Annotated in this window: 11 protein-coding genes and 1 pseudogene; 9 read left to right on the forward strand and 3 right to left on the reverse strand. The window is 75.2% G+C overall.

Going from position 1 to position 14,089, the window contains the following annotated elements:
• Positions 1 to 358: 358 nt before the first annotated feature.
• Positions 359 to 1,501 (forward strand): annotated as a pseudogene (locus tag ABT263_RS31090) (GGDEF domain-containing protein); the annotation flags it as partial.
• A gap of 765 nt (positions 1,502 to 2,266) precedes the next feature.
• A complete protein-coding gene (locus tag ABT263_RS31095; RefSeq protein ID WP_352295412.1) occupies positions 2,267 to 2,638 on the forward strand; it encodes a hypothetical protein in 372 nt (123 codons plus the stop codon).
• Between the two features lie 51 nt (positions 2,639 to 2,689).
• On the opposite strand, the gene ABT263_RS31100 is transcribed toward ABT263_RS31095, so the two are convergent.
• Together ABT263_RS31100 and fdhD are read right to left on the reverse strand one after the other, a co-directional pair.
• Entirely contained in the window at positions 2,690 to 3,286 is a 597-nt protein-coding gene (locus ABT263_RS31100) for a TetR/AcrR family transcriptional regulator (protein ID WP_352295414.1), read from the reverse strand.
• Between the two features lie 139 nt (positions 3,287 to 3,425).
• Positions 3,426 to 4,250, reverse strand: a complete 825-nt coding sequence (gene fdhD / locus ABT263_RS31105) for a formate dehydrogenase accessory sulfurtransferase FdhD (protein WP_352295416.1) — start codon at positions 4,248 to 4,250, stop codon at positions 3,426 to 3,428.
• A 324-nt stretch (positions 4,251 to 4,574) separates the two neighbouring features.
• Between fdhD and hutH the strand changes: the two genes are divergently transcribed.
• The gene (gene hutH / locus ABT263_RS31110) at positions 4,575 to 6,158 is read left to right on the forward strand and encodes a histidine ammonia-lyase (protein WP_352295418.1); all 1,584 of its coding nucleotides are present in this window, start codon (positions 4,575 to 4,577) and stop codon (positions 6,156 to 6,158) included.
• Between the two features lie 31 nt (positions 6,159 to 6,189).
• Here hutH and ABT263_RS31115 read toward each other — a convergent pair whose 3' ends face one another.
• Positions 6,190 to 6,603: a hypothetical protein gene (locus ABT263_RS31115; RefSeq protein WP_352295420.1), complete on the reverse strand. Its 414-nt coding sequence runs from the start codon at positions 6,601 to 6,603 to the stop codon at positions 6,190 to 6,192.
• A gap of 210 nt (positions 6,604 to 6,813) precedes the next feature.
• Here ABT263_RS31115 and ABT263_RS31120 point away from each other — a divergent pair, with 210 nt between their 5' ends.
• The 6 genes from ABT263_RS31120 to hutI all read left to right on the forward strand — a co-directional run bounded on the left by ABT263_RS31120 (position 6,814) and on the right by hutI (position 13,965).
• Positions 6,814 to 7,683, forward strand: coding sequence for a MurR/RpiR family transcriptional regulator (locus ABT263_RS31120; RefSeq protein ID WP_352295422.1), 870 nt, complete (start codon positions 6,814 to 6,816; stop codon positions 7,681 to 7,683).
• A 69-nt stretch (positions 7,684 to 7,752) separates the two neighbouring features.
• Complete coding sequence (locus ABT263_RS31125) at positions 7,753 to 8,091, forward strand: hypothetical protein (RefSeq protein ID WP_329487959.1); 339 nt, start codon at positions 7,753 to 7,755, stop codon at positions 8,089 to 8,091.
• A 329-nt stretch (positions 8,092 to 8,420) separates the two neighbouring features.
• Positions 8,421 to 10,109, forward strand: coding sequence for a urocanate hydratase (gene hutU, locus ABT263_RS31130; protein WP_352295424.1), 1,689 nt, complete (start codon positions 8,421 to 8,423; stop codon positions 10,107 to 10,109).
• Between the two features lie 11 nt (positions 10,110 to 10,120).
• Positions 10,121 to 11,323: an allantoate amidohydrolase gene (locus ABT263_RS31135; protein WP_352295430.1), complete on the forward strand. Its 1,203-nt coding sequence runs from the start codon at positions 10,121 to 10,123 to the stop codon at positions 11,321 to 11,323.
• Positions 11,314 to 12,690: a formimidoylglutamate deiminase gene (locus ABT263_RS31140; protein WP_352295426.1), complete on the forward strand. Its 1,377-nt coding sequence runs from the start codon at positions 11,314 to 11,316 to the stop codon at positions 12,688 to 12,690. The genes ABT263_RS31135 and ABT263_RS31140 overlap by 10 nt, the downstream gene beginning before the upstream one ends.
• 105 nt (positions 12,691 to 12,795) lie before the next feature.
• Positions 12,796 to 13,965, forward strand: coding sequence for an imidazolonepropionase (gene hutI, locus ABT263_RS31145; RefSeq protein WP_352295432.1), 1,170 nt, complete (start codon positions 12,796 to 12,798; stop codon positions 13,963 to 13,965).
• Positions 13,966 to 14,089: the final 124 nt, after the last annotated feature.

Genomic DNA, 14,089 nt, shown 5'->3' on the forward strand with positions numbered 1-14,089 from the left:
TCACGGGGTAGGCGGACGTCCGGGCAGGGCACGGCGGAGTCCGGGCCGGCGGCACGGTCACCCGGCGGGGTCGGTGGCCGTCGTCCGAAAGCCGTACGGCTGAAACCGGTCCGGCCGGGCGGATCCGTGCGGGCAAACGGGGCATAACCGAGCGAAACCGCCCTAGTCTTGGTGCAGGCGGACGGGTCCGGTTCGCGGTGGGTGAGCCACCGCGCCGGACGGGACCGAGCACAGGGAACGGGGCGAGCCGGTGGGCAGTGAGGCGATCACGACGGACCGCGGTTGCGTGTGCGACCGCCCGGAGCTGCCGGCCGCCCCCGACCCGCGGCTGACGTCCGTGGTGGAGCTCGCCCAGGACATGGCGGGGGCGCTCACCCCGCTGGAGGCGGTCCGCGCGGCCGCCGTCCGCGCCACCGAGGCCCTCGGCGCCACCATGGCGGCCGTCTCGGTCTGGGACCGGGAGTCCGGCCGGCTGCGGGTCCTGGTCAACTACGGGGAGCTGGCGCCGGGCGAGGAGGAGCTGCCGGAGGACGAGTCCTACCCGGTGGCGGACTTCCCCGAGATCGTCACCTACCTAGAGGAGCGCTGGACCACCGGACGGCTGCCCCGCGCCTGGCTGCAGAGCGCCGAGAACACCGAACTCCACGCCGGGCACGCCCACCCCACCGCCGGGGCCTACTGCCAGGAGCGGGCCGCGGCGCTGCGCCGGCGCGGCCGGGGCTGCTGCGTGGTCGCCCCGATCGTGCTGCACGGACAGGCCTGGGGGGAGCTCTACCTGGCCAGGTCCACCGGGGCGGTGGAGTTCACCGAGGGCGACGCCGAGTACGCCACCCTGCTCGCCGCCCAGATCTCGGCCGGGCTCGCGCAGACCGAACGCCTCGCCGACCTGCGCAAGCTCGCCTTCTCCGACCCGCTGACCGGGCTGGCCAACCGGCGGGCGGTGGACGCCCGGCTGGAGAGCGCGCTGGAGGCGCACAACCGTGACGGCACGGTGGTCTCGCTGGTGGTCTGCGACGTCAACGGTCTGAAGCGGGTCAACGACCAGCTCGGGCACGAGATGGGCGACCGGCTGCTGGAGCGCTTCGCCCACCAGCTGTCGCTGGCCGCCGCCAGGCTGCCCGGCAGCCTCGCCGCCCGTCTCGGCGGCGACGAGTTCTGCCTGCTGGTGGAGGGCCAGAAGGCGGACGAGGTGGTCGCCGTCGCCGAGGAGCTGTGCGCGCGGGCCCTGGCGCTGGCCGAGGGCGAGGGCGTCGCCTGCGGGGTCGCCTCCACCGGGGACTCGATCGGCCCGGTCACCACGCCCGACCGGCTGTTCCGGCTCGCCGACGCCGCGCAGTACCGGGCCAAGGCCGCCCGCGCCGCGCACCCGGTGGTGGCCGGCCGCAGCCACGGCCCCGGCCTGTCGCCGGACCCGACCGTGCTGTTGGCCGACGCCGCCGATCCGCACCACCGGGCCGACGGCCGGGGGCGCGTCCCCGGCCGGCCGGGCGCCGGCGACCGGCGGCGGTTCCGCGGCGCCGCGCACAGCGCCGACCCGGGACAGCTGCTCACCGCCGTGCTCGCCGCCCTGGACCAGCGCGGGGTCACCCGCTCGGTCCACCCCGCCGACACCATCGGCAAGCTGGCGGTGGTCGCGGAGACGGCCTCCCGGCTGCTCGACGCGGTCGGCTGGTGGGTCTCCTACGTGCCGCCCGGCTCGCACCTGATGCGCACCGCCCAGCACGCCGTGTACCGGATGACCAGCGGACCGAGCAGCTCGCGGGCGGAGACCCAGCGGGCCCAGATCGAGGCCCCGGACGCCGTCTTCGACCTGCGGCACTACCCGATGACCCGGCAGGCGGTGCGCGGCGGGTCCTTCGCGCTGCGCGCGGGCGCGGCCGGGAACGACCCGTCCGAGGAGGCCATGCTGGTGGTCAGCGGCTACCGGGGGATGGTCGCGGCGGGCGGCCAGAACCCGGCCGGCGGCTGGCTGGTGGAACTGTTCGCCGACGACGCGACGCTGCCGCTCGGACAGGTCGCCAGCGCGATGCGGGCCCTGGTCGCCGTGGCGCTCTCCGGCCCGGCCTCCCCGCCGCCGGGCTGAGGCGGGCCCGGTTCGTGGACGGACCGGGTGGGGGGCTTGTGCCGGTTCGGTGACCGGCCTGTTCCGAGCCGGTCGCGGTCCGGTGCGGAGGCTGCCGCGGGGCTGGGCGGCGAGCCCCGGACGTGGGATGGTATCCGCCGTCGGCGGGCCACGGGGGCCGGGCCGGAACGGGGGTCGAAACCCATGCGCGCTCGTCTGACGAGCCTTGTCCTCTCCGCGGTGCTGGCGCTGGGCGGTGCCACGCTGGCCGCCGCCCCGGCGGCCGAGGCCGCGCCGCGCGCCGCCGCGGTCGGCACCGCCGCCGGTTCCGCCGCCGGTTCTTCCGCCGCGGGGGGCGCCGTCCAGGCGGCCCAGGCGGCCCCGGCCGTGGCCGGGCAGCAGGACGGCACCCGGCTGGCCGGGTCCAAGGACAAGTCCAAGTCGAAGTCGAAGAAGAAGAAGAAGGGCTTCTTCGGCAAGATCATCGGCGTGGTGATCGGCATCGTGGTGGTGCTGATCGTGATCGCCGTGATCATCGCGGTGGTCGTGATGCTCCGCCGCCGCAACCGGCAGTAGACCGCGCGGGCCCGTGGACCCGGTGGGTCCACGGGCCGGCCGCCGGACCGGTCACGGCCGCAGGGCGCGCAGGACGCCGTCCACCAGACGGTCCGCGTAGGCGTGGTCGAGCGGGCCGAGGCCGTGCAGCCAGCGGTAGTACATCGGGCCGTAGAGCAGTTCGACGGCGAGGTCGAGGTCGGCGTCGGCGGCGATCTGCCCGGCCTCGCGGGCGGTGCGCAGGCGCTCCCGGGTGACCTCCAGCAGAGGGTCCAGCAGGCGCTCGCGGTACTCCCGCAGCAGGGCCGGGTCGCGCTGGTGCTCGGAGACCAGGCCACGGCCGGTGTTGTCGAAGCCCGGGTCGGCGAGCTGGTCGGCCGTCGGCCGCAGGACGGCGCGCAGATCGGCGGCGAGGTCGCCGGTGTCGGGCAGTGCCAGACTGCCGGAGGCGTTCTCGTTGGCGGCCTGGAAGGCGTCGAAGACCACCGCGCCCTTGGAGGGCCACCAGCGGTAGATGGTCTGCTTGCCGACGCCGGCCCGGGCGGCGATCGCCTCGATGGTCAGCTTGCCGAAGCCCACCTCGGCCACCAGTTCGGCGGCGGCGGTGAGGACGGCCTGGCGGGAGCGCTCGCTGCGGCGGGCGGGATCGGGAGAGCTGCTGCGGGTCATGGGCCCATTCTAGGGCGCTGGCGAAACGAGACGTCTCGTCTTGCTGGAGGAGTCTTGCTGAAGACCGGACCGAGCCCGCACGCTCCGGGGCGGGTCGGGTCGGGTCGGCTCGCCGGTGGGGCGGGCGGTGGCCGGCCGGTCAGCCGCTGATCCGGTCCGGGCGGGTGTAGACGTTGGCGCGTTCGCCGCGCAGGAAGCCGACCAGGGTCAGGCCCAGCTCCTCGGCGAGGTCCACCGCGAGGGAGGAGGGCGCGGAGACGGCGGCCAGCAGGGGGACGCCCGCCAGCGCGGCCTTCTGGGTCAGCTCGAACGAGGCGCGACCGCTGACCAGCAGGACGTGCCCGGTCAGCGGCAGCCGGCCCGCGCGCAGGGCCCAGCCGACCACCTTGTCCACCGCGTTGTGCCGGCCCACGTCCTCGCGGGCGCAGAGCAGCGCGCCGCTCGTCCCGTCGAACAGCCCGGCCGCGTGCAGGCCGCCGGTCGAGTCGAAGGTCCGCTGGGCGGCCCGGAGCCGGTCCGCCAGCCCGTACAGCAGGGCCGGGGGGACGGTCAGCGGGTCGTCCCCGACGGGGTGGCGGACGTGGGTGCGGACGGCGTCCACCGTGTCGCGGCCGCAGAGGCCGCAGGCGCTGGTGGTGAGCAGGTTGCGGTGGGCGGAGAGCGGGAGGGCGCGGGCGCCGCGCAGGGCCGCGTCCACCACGTTGTAGGTGTTCGCGCCGTCCTCGTCCGTACCGGCGCAGTAGCGCAGGGCCGCGAGGTCCTCGGCCGTGTGCACCAGCCCCTCGCCGACCAGGAAGCCGGCCACCAGGTCGAAGTCCTGGCCGGGCGTGCGCATGGTCACCGTCAGCGGCTCGCCGCCGACCCGGATCTCCAGCGGCTCCTCCGCCGCGAGGGCGTCCGGTCGCGTGCTGCGGCCGTCCCCGTGCAGCCGCACCACTCGCCGCCGTGCCGTCGCCCGCGTCATCGGTCCTCCGCCTCCGTGCCGTCCGTCGACCCCAGCGTGCGGTATCGGGGTGGCGCTTCGGAAATCGGGGTGGGGCCGGTGGCCGGGCGCCGGTGGGGGCGACTCGTGGGCGGGCGCCCGTCACCTGATCGGCGATGCCGTGAGGCGGCCGGCGCCCGCCATCGGCGAAGGTGGCGTGGAGGTCCCGGCCGGGGCCGTCGGAGCCGGCGCGCCCTCCGGCGGGACGCGGAGGGCGGCCGCGGCCGGCTCCGTCCGGCGGGCGGGAGTCCGCCAGGTGGGATCCACTGGTTGTCATATCTTCATTCAGCTGGTGTGATGATGCATATGGATATGCACAGTGCTGTGGCCCCCGATGCGCCCCTCGTCCAGGTCGGCAAGGCCGACGTCAGCGCCGAGGACGTGCTGGCCGTCGCCCGGGGCAACGCCCGGGTAGAGATCGGTCCGGACGCGCTCGCCGAGATGGCGACCGCGCGGGCCCGGATCGAGGCCCTCGCGGCCGAGCCGCGCCCCGTCTACGGCGTCTCCACCGGCTTCGGCGCGCTCGCCGTCCGGCACATCAGCCCCGAGCTCCGCGCCCAGCTGCAGCGCTCGCTGGTGCGTTCGCACGCCGCCGGGATGGGCCCGGCGGTGGAGCGCGAGGTGGTCCGCGCGCTGATGTTCCTGCGGATGAAGACGCTGGCCTCCGGCCGGACCGGCGTGCGCCCGGTGGTCGCCCGGACCATGGCCGCCATCCTGAACGCCGGCATCACGCCGGTGGTCCGCGAGTTCGGCTCGCTCGGCTGCTCCGGCGACCTCGCCCCGCTCTCGCACTGTGCGCTGGTCCTGATGGGCGAGGGCGTGGCGACCGGCCCGGACGGCGTCGACAAGCCCTCCGGCGAGCTGCTCGCCGCGGCCGGCATCGAGCCGGTCGAGCTGCTGGAGAAGGAGGGCCTGGCCCTCATCAACGGCACCGACGGCATGCTCGGCATGCTGGTGATGGCCATCGCCGACCTCCAGCGCCTGTTCACCACCGCCGACATCACCGCCGCGATGACCCTGGAGGCGCTGCTCGGCACCGACAAGGTGCTCGCCCCCGAGCTGCATGCCCCGATCCGCCCGCACCCCGGCCAGGCGCTGAGCGCCGCCAACATGCTGGCCGTCCTCAAGGGCTCCGGCCTCACCGGCCACCACCAGGACGACGCCCCGCGCGTCCAGGACGCCTACTCGATCCGCTGCGCCCCCCAGGTCGCCGGCGCCGGCCGCGACACGGTGGCCCACGCCGCCCTGGTCGCCTCCCGCGAGCTGGCCGCCTCGGTCGACAACCCGGTGGTGCTGCCGGACGGCCGGGTCGAGTCCAACGGCAACTTCCACGGCGCCCCGGTCGCCTACGTGCTGGACTTCCTCGCCATCGCGGCCGCCGACCTCGGCTCGATCTCCGAGCGCCGTACCGACCGGCTGCTGGACAAGGCCCGTTCGCACGGCCTGCCGGCCTTCCTCGCCGACGACCCGGGCGTGGACTCCGGTCTGATGATCGCCCAGTACACCCAGGCGGCCCTGGTCAGCGAGAACAAGCGGCTCGCCGTGCCGGCCTCGGTCGACTCGATCCCGTCCTCCGCGATGCAGGAGGACCACGTCTCGATGGGCTGGTCGGCCGCCCGCAAGCTGCGCCAGTCCGTCGAGAACCTCGGCCGGATCCTGGCCGTCGAGCTGACCGCCGCCTCCCGCGCGCTGGAGATCCGCCGGCAGGCCGACGCCAGCGGCACGCCCTCGCCGGCGACCCTCGCCGCGCTGGCCGTCGCCCGGGAGGCCGGGGTCGGCGGCGCCGGCCGCGACCGCTTCCTCTCGCCGGACCTGGAGGCCGCCGCCGCGCTGGTCGCCTCCGGCGAGCTGGTGCGGGCCGTCGAGAAGGTCACCGGGCCGCTGGCCTGACGAGGCCGCCGCCGCCCGGGGCGGGCGGGAGTCAGTCCCACTCGCCCCGCGGCGGCCGGGCGCGCTTCTCCTCGCGCCGGTCGGCGGCGATGGCGGCGTAGTTGACGCCGACGATGCCGGCCCAGCAGACCAGCAGGCCCATGAAGCCGTTCGAGCCGCTGGTCGCGATGCCGGTCAGCGGGATGCCGAGGACCAGCGAGATCAGCGGCAGCTTCGAGCCGGAACGGCCGAAGGAGCGCCGGCGCAGGTGCTCCGCCGGGCCGTAGCCGTCGAGCCGCTCCGCCACCCGGCGCTCCACCCGGGCGTCGAGGCGGGCGTCCAACCGGGCGTCCAGCCGGGCGAGGAACGAGTCGACGATCTCCGACTCGTACTCCTCGCCCAGCTCCTTGCGGGTCTGCAGAGCCGCGTCGAGGTCGCGTCGCAGTTCGTCCTGGCGTGTGTCCATGGCGCTCAGCCTGGTGCAGCGCCGGGGCTCCAGTCCATCGGTTCGCGCCGGGATCGGGGCGGATCAGGGGGAAATCAGGGTCACCCGGAGGGGTGATCCGCACCGCCGGGGGGTCTCATCGGGCGTCCCGGCGTACGAGACGTCTTTGCCAGCGGCAGTCCGCTGCTGCACAGTCGTCGTCCGAACAGCTCGCACCCGGAGGTACCGCTGATGACCGCCACCGACGACAACGGCACGGTAGGCCCCTCCGCCCGACTCCTCCAGCTCTTCGAGGGCCACCGGCTCACCCCCACCCAGCGCCGGATCGCCCACTCGCTCGTCCGGCACGCCACCGAGGCGCCGTTCCTCTCCAGCGTCGAGGTCGCCGAACTGGCCGGCGTCAGCCAGCCCTCGGTCACCCGCTTCGCGGTGGCCCTCGGCTACGACGGCTACCCGGCGCTGCGCAAGCAGCTGCGCGAGCTGGGCGCGGGGGAGCCGAGCGCCCCGGAGACCCCGGACGACGTGGTGCGCAACGAGCACCAGCAGGCCGTCCTCGCCGAGATCGAGCACCTGCGGCTGCTCGCCGAGCTGCTCGCCGACCCCGAGCCGATCATCCGCGCGGCCCGGCTGCTCGCCGCCTCCCGCCCGCTGCCCGTCCTCGGCCTGCGGGCCGCCTCCGCGCAGGCCCGCGGCTTCGCCTACTTCGCGGCCAAGGTGCACCCGGACATCCGGCTGCTCGACGAGGGCGGCAGCATGCTCGCCGACCGCCTGGAACAGGCCGCCGCCGCCGGCGCCTCCGCGCTGCTCTGCTTCGCCCTGCCGCGCTACCCGCGCGAGCTGATGGACGCCCTGACGGTGGCCCGGGACTGCGGTCTGACGGTGCTGACGGTCGCCGACAGTGCCTTCGCGCCGGTCGCCAAGCTCTCCGACCTGATGCTGCCGGCCGCCGTCGGCACCGGCCTGGTCTTCGACACCGCGTGCGCGCCGATGATGCTCGGCCGGGTGCTGCTCCAGACGATGTGCGACGAACTCCCCGGCGCCGAGGCCCGGTTGGAGTCGATCGAGCAGTCCGCGACGGCTCGTGGGCTGTTTTTGGAGTAGGACCGTACCCGGGGCGGGAATCCTGTCAACAGGCCCCGGAGCAGGGCCGACCGGCAGGGGGAGCCTGTGATGCGCGTGATCCACGAGATGAAGTTCGTCGGCCGACTCGCCTCGGGCGCCGACGAATGGTCCTGCCCGGCCTGCGGACGCCGCGTCACCCTGCGGCGGCTGCCCGAACCCGAACTCGTCGTCCTCGACGCCGGTGACGAGAGCGCCGTCCACGTCGGCGTCATCGAGCCCGACGGCCGCGCCGCGGCGGCCGCCGACAAGTACGGCCTCGGCCCCGTCCAGGAGATCCCCCGCCCGCCGCGCCCGGCCGCCCCGGCCGCGCCCGCGGACCCCGACGCCGACGACCGCCGCTGGCTCGCCGAGATCGGCATCGACTGGGACGGCGACGCGGCGGCCTGACGCCGGGTCGGGTCGGCCGTCCGCCTCGCGCGCCCGCCGCGCAGGGCCGGGCGGCCCCCGCGACGATCCCGCGCGCGGGCCCGTGCCTCGCCCGGACTCCGCGGCGGCCGCCGCGGGGGCCGTCCGGGGTGTACGGCGGGGCGCGTCGCCGTGCCCTCCGCCCGGCGGCGCCTGGGCCGAGTGGCTGGTGTTCGCCCGACTCGGGGTAGCGCGGCGGGGTTGTCGCGATGCCGGCTGATCGGATGCGCTCAGGTCTGGCCGGAGACTGAATGATTGGATATATTCAGCCAAGTCGAGCTTGAATGAATTCATCCGTAGGGAGCCGGGACATGGTGCAGCAGCAGGCGAGCGGGCCGCGCGAGGTGCGGGCGGCGCGCGGTACGGGGCTGACGGCGCAGGGGTGGCAGCAGGAGGCTGCCCTGCGGATGCTGATGAACAACCTCGACCCCGAGGTGGCCGAGCACCCGTCGAAGCTCGTCGTCTACGGCGGCACCGGCAAGGCGGCGCGGGACTGGCGCTCGTTCGACGCCATGGTGCGCACGCTGGAGACGCTGAAGCAGGACGAGACCATGCTGGTCCAGTCCGGGCGGCCGGTCGGCGTCATGCAGACGCACGAGTGGGCGCCGCGCGTGCTCATCGCCAACTCCAACCTGGTCGGCGACTGGGCGAACTGGGAGGAGTTCCGGCGGCTGGAGAGCCTCGGCCTCACCATGTACGGCCAGATGACCGCCGGATCGTGGATCTACATCGGCACCCAGGGCATCCTCCAGGGCACCTACGAGACCTTCGCCGCCGTCGCCAACAAGCGGTTCGACGGCACCCTGGCGGGGACGATCACCCTCACCGCCGGCCTCGGCGGCATGGGCGGCGCCCAGCCGCTGGCCGTGACGATGAACGGCGGCGTGGCGATCTGCGTCGACTGCGACCCGTCCCGGATCTCCCGCCGGATCGAGCACCGCTACCTGGACGTCGAGGCCAAGAACCTCGCGCACGCGCTGGAGCTGGCCACCGCCGCCCGCGACCGCCGCGAGCCGCTCTCCATCGGCCTGCTGGGCAACGCCGCCGAGGTGTTCCCGCAGCTGCTCTCGATGGACGCGCCGATCGACATCGTCACCGACCAGACCAGCGCCCACGACCCGCTGAGCTACCTGCCGGTCGGCGTCGCCTTCGACGACATGGCGACCTACGCGGCCGAGAAGCCCGCCGAGTTCACCCAGCGCTCGCGCGAGTCGATGGCCCGGCACGTCGAGGCGATGGTCGGCTTCATGGACGCCGGCGCCGAGGTGTTCGACTACGGCAACTCGATCCGCGGTGAGGCCCAGCTGGCCGGCTACGACCGCGCGTTCGCCTTCCCGGGCTTCGTCCCGGCCTACATCCGGCCGCTGTTCTGCGAGGGCAAGGGCCCGTTCCGCTGGGCGGCGCTCTCCGGCGACCCGCAGGACATCGCCAAGACCGACAAGGCCGTGCTCGACCTCTTCCCGGAGAACGAGTCGCTGCACCGCTGGATCAAGATGGCCCAGGAGAAGGTGCACTTCCAGGGCCTGCCGGCGCGGATCTGCTGGCTCGGCTACGGCGAGCGCGACAAGGCCGGCGAGCGGTTCAACGACATGGTCGCCTCCGGCGAGCTGTCCGCGCCGATCGTGATCGGCCGCGACCACCTGGACTGCGGCTCGGTCGCCTCCCCGTACCGGGAGACCGAGGCGATGCTGGACGGCTCCGACGCGATCGCCGACTGGCCGCTGCTCAACGCCATGGTCAACGTCGCCTCCGGCGCGTCCTGGGTCTCCATCCACCACGGCGGCGGCGTCGGCATCGGCCGCTCGATCCACGCGGGCCAGGTCACGGTGGCCGACGGCACCGCGCTGGCCGGCGAGAAGATCCGCCGGGTGCTCACCAACGACCCGGGCATGGGCGTGATCCGCCACGTCGACGCCGGCTACGACCGGGCCGACGAGGTCGCCGCCGAGCGCGGCGTCCGCGTTCCGATGAACGAGCACGGCCCGATGGGTGAGCTGTGACCTTCGAAGAGATGTGGGCGGAGCTGCTCCCGGTGGGCCGCTCCGCCTCCACCGGCGGCTACCGCCGCTTCGCCTGGAACTCCGCCGACGCCGAGTGCCGGTCCTGGTTCGAGGAGCAGGCCCGCGGCCGCGGGCTGACCTACGAGCTGGACCGCAACGGCAACCAGTGGGCCTGGCTGGGCGACCCGGCGGGCGAGGGCGCGATCGTCACCGGCTCGCACCTGGACTCCGTCCCCGACGGCGGCGCCTTCGACGGCCCGCTCGGGGTGGTCTCCTCCTTCGCCGCGCTGGACGAACTCCGCGGGCGGGGAGCCGAGTTCGACCGGCCGCTGGCCATCGTCAACTTCGGCGACGAGGAGGGCGCCCGGTTCGGCGTGGCCTGCATCGGCTCCCGGCTGAGCGCGGGCGTGCTCGGCCGCGACCAGGCGTACGAGCTGCGCGACGCCGACGGCGTCCGGCTGCCCGACGCGATGGAGAAGGCCGGCTACGACCCGGCCGGGATCGGCGCGGACGGCGACCGGCTGGCCCGGATCGGCGCCTTCGTCGAACTCCACGTCGAGCAGGGCCGCTACCTCGCCGAGGACCAGCCGGTCGGCGTGGCCGGCGCGATCTGGCCGCACGGCCGCTGGCGGTTCGACTTCCACGGGGAGGCGAACCACGCCGGCACCACCCGGATCGAGGACCGCCGCGACCCGATGCTCACCTACGCCAACACCGTGCTCGCGGCGCGGAAGAAGGCGCGGACGGCAGGGGCGCTGGCCACCTTCGGCAAGGTCGCGGTCGAGCCCAACGGCACCAACGCGATCGCCTCCCTGGTGCGCGGCTGGCTGGACTCCCGGGCCGCCGACGAGCAGACGCTCACCGCCCTGGTCGAGGAGATCGAGCGGGCGGCGTACGAGCGCGGCGACCGCGACGGCGTCCGGGTCGAACTGACCCGCGAGTCCTACACCCCGGTGGTCGAGTTCGACGGCCCGCTGCGCGACCGGCTCGCCCGGCGGCTCAACGCGGCGGGCGCCCCCGACGGCGTGCCGATCCTGCCCACCGGCGCGGGACACGACGCCGGAATCCTGGCTTCGGCGATCCCGACCGCCATGCTGTTCGTACGTAACCCGAGCGGGGTCTCGCACTCCCCGGCCGAGCACGCGGAGACGGCCGACTGCCTGGCCGGCGTAACCGCCCTCGCCGACGTACTGGAGGACCTGGCGTGTCAGTAGGCCGTGCCGGAGGCGCGCACACGACGACTTACTGGGCGGAGCACGCCTGGCTGCCGCACGCCAACGGGCCGGTGGTCGAGCAGGACGTGCTGATCGCCACAGGCCCCGGCGGCCGGATCACCGCGGTGACGCCGGACAGCGGGCCCTGCCCGCCCGGCGCCGTCCGGCTGGCCGGGCTGCTGCTGCCGGGCCAGGCCAACGCGCACTCGCACGCCTTCCACCGGGCGCTGCGCGGCCACGTGCAGGTCGGCTCCGGCACCTTCTGGACCTGGCGCGACACCATGTACCGGTTCGCCGGGGCGCTCGACCCGGACAGCTACCTGGCGCTCGCCACCGCCGTCTACGCCGAGATGGCGCTGGCCGGGATCACCGCGGTGGGGGAGTTCCACTACCTGCACCACGCGCCCGGCGGGAGCCGCTACGACGATCCGAACGCGATGGGCGAGGCGCTGATCGAGGCCGCCGCCCGGGCCGGGATCCGGATCACCCTGCTGGACACCTGCTACCTGTCGGCCGGCTTCGGCGCCGAGCCGACCAGGCCGCAGCTGCGGTTCAGCGACGGCGACGCCGACGCCTGGGCCGAGCGGGTGGAGGCGCTCAAGCCGCGCGAGCACGCCCGGATCGGCGCCGCGATCCACTCGGTGCGGGCGGTACCGGCCGAGCAACTCGGCACCGTCGCGCGGTGGACGGACGGCCGCCGGGCCCCGCTGCACGTCCACCTCTCCGAGCAGACCGCCGAGAACGACGCCTGCCTCACCGCGCACGGCGTCACCCCGACCAGGCTGCTCGCCGACCACGGCGCGCTCGGCCCGCGCACCTCGGCGGTGCACGCCACCCACCTCACCGACGAGGACATCAAGCTCCTCAGCGACTCCTCGACCGCCATCTGCATGTGCCCCACCACCGAGCGGGACCTCGCCGACGGCATCGGTCCGGCCCGCCGGCTCGCCTCGGCGGGCTGCCCGATCACCCTGGGCAGTGACAGCCACGCCGTCATCGACCCGTTCGAGGAGGCCCGCGCGCTGGAGCTGGACGAGCGGCTGCGGACCAGGACCCGGGGCCACTGGACGGCCAACTCGCTGCTGCGGGCGGGCACCGAGGACGGACACGCCTCGCTCGGCTGGCCGGAGGCCGGGCGGATCGAGGCCGGCGCCCTGGCCGACTTCACCGTGATCGCCCTGGACTCGGTGCGCACCGCCGGGCCGCCGAGCCGGCTCGGCGCCGAGATCGCGGTGTTCGCCGCCTCGGCCGCCGACGTGCGGCACGTGGTGGTCGGCGGACGGCAGATCGTCCGGGACGGCGCCCACCAGCTGGTGCCCGACGTCCCGGGCGCGCTGCGGTCCTCGATCGCCGCGCTGAGCTGCTGAGTCCCCGTACCTCCCGGGGGCGGGCGGGGGCCGACCCCGCCCGCCCCCGGGTCCAGCCCCGAAAGGCCTGATGTGAGCACCCCGAGCAGCCCGCAGAGCCAGGGCATGCCGAGCACCCTGATCACCGGGATCGGCAGCCTGGTCACCAACGACCCCGCGTACGGGACCGGGCCGCTCGGCCTGCTCACCGACGCGGCCGTGGTGGTGGACGGCGGCACGGTCGCCTGGGTCGGGCCGGCGGCCGAGGCGCCCGCCGCGGACGAGCGGTTCGACGCGGCCGGGCGGGCGCTGCTGCCCGGCTTCGTCGACTCGCACGCCCACCTGGTGTTCGCCGGGGACCGCACCGCGGAGTTCAACGCCCGGATGTCCGGCCAGTCGTACACCGCGGGCGGGATCCGGACGACGGTGGCCGCCACCCGGGCCGCGAGCGACGCCGAACTCGACGCCAACCTGGCCCGGTTCGTGCGCGAGGCGCTGCGGCAGGGGACGACCGCGATCGAGTGCAAGTCCGGCTACGGGCTGACCGTCGTCGACGAGGCCCGGGCGCTGCGGATCGCCTCCTCGTACACCTCCGAGACCACCTACCTGGGCGCCCACGTGGTCGCCCCCGAGTACGCCGACGACCCGGCGGGCTACGTGGACCTGGTCACCGGCGACATGCTGGACGCCTGCGCGCCCTACGCCCGCTGGGTGGACGTCTTCTGCGAGAACGGCGCCTTCGACGGGGACCAGGCCCGGGCGATCCTGACCGCCGGGATCGAGCGCGGTCTCACCCCCCGGGTGCACGCCAACCAGCTCTCCTACGGCCCGGGCGTCCAGCTCGCCGTCGAGCTGGGGGCGGCCTCGGCCGACCACTGCACCCACCTCACCGACGAGGACGTGGCCGCGCTGGCCGGCTCGGAGACGGTGGCGACGCTGCTGCCGGGCGCGGAGTTCTCCACCCGCGCCGCCTATCCGGACGCGCGCCGGCTGCTCGCCGCGGGCGCCGTCGTCGCGCTCTCCACGGACTGCAACCCGGGCTCCAGCTTCACCAGTTCGATGGCGTTCTGCATCGCGGTCGCGGTCCGGGAGATGGGGATGACGCCGGACGAGGCGGTCTGGGCCGCCACCGCGGGCGGCGCCCGGGCGCTGCGGCGCACCGACGTCGGGGCGGTGACGGTCGGCGCCCGGGCCGACCTCCAGCTGCTGGAGGCGCCCTCGCACGTCCACCTCGCGTACCGGCCGGGCGTCCCGCTGACGGCGGCGGTCTGGCGGGCCGGGGTCCGCGAGGTCTGACCTTCACGGCTCCGGGGCCGGGGGGGGGGCGCGGCCCCCCCGGCCCCCCCCCGCGGGGGAACCGCCCCCCCCCGCCCCCGCCCCGCCCCCGCCAAACACCAGGGGGCGCCGCACGAGGACCCCC

It is taken from the genome of Kitasatospora sp. NPDC001603 (genome assembly GCF_040298365.1).
Classification (GTDB): Bacteria; Actinomycetota; Actinomycetes; order Streptomycetales; family Streptomycetaceae; genus Kitasatospora.

Excerpts from the sequence above, each read along its gene's own strand:
- hutI (WP_352295432.1), top strand. The coding sequence starts at position 12,796 with ATGCCGAGCACCCTGATCACCGGGATCGGCAGCCTGGTCACCAACGAC.
- hutH (WP_352295418.1), top strand. The coding sequence starts at position 4,575 with ATGGATATGCACAGTGCTGTGGCCCCCGATGCGCCCCTCGTCCAGGTC.
- fdhD (WP_352295416.1), bottom strand. The coding sequence starts at position 4,250 with ATGACGCGGGCGACGGCACGGCGGCGAGTGGTGCGGCTGCACGGGGAC.
- hutU (WP_352295424.1), top strand. The coding sequence starts at position 8,421 with ATGGTGCAGCAGCAGGCGAGCGGGCCGCGCGAGGTGCGGGCGGCGCGC.
- ABT263_RS31100 (WP_352295414.1), bottom strand. The coding sequence starts at position 3,286 with ATGACCCGCAGCAGCTCTCCCGATCCCGCCCGCCGCAGCGAGCGCTCC.
- ABT263_RS31095 (WP_352295412.1), top strand. The coding sequence starts at position 2,267 with ATGCGCGCTCGTCTGACGAGCCTTGTCCTCTCCGCGGTGCTGGCGCTG.
- ABT263_RS31115 (WP_352295420.1), bottom strand. The coding sequence starts at position 6,603 with ATGGACACACGCCAGGACGAACTGCGACGCGACCTCGACGCGGCTCTG.
- ABT263_RS31135 (WP_352295430.1), top strand. The coding sequence starts at position 10,121 with ATGTGGGCGGAGCTGCTCCCGGTGGGCCGCTCCGCCTCCACCGGCGGC.
- ABT263_RS31125 (WP_329487959.1), top strand. The coding sequence starts at position 7,753 with ATGCGCGTGATCCACGAGATGAAGTTCGTCGGCCGACTCGCCTCGGGC.
- ABT263_RS31120 (WP_352295422.1), top strand. The coding sequence starts at position 6,814 with ATGACCGCCACCGACGACAACGGCACGGTAGGCCCCTCCGCCCGACTC.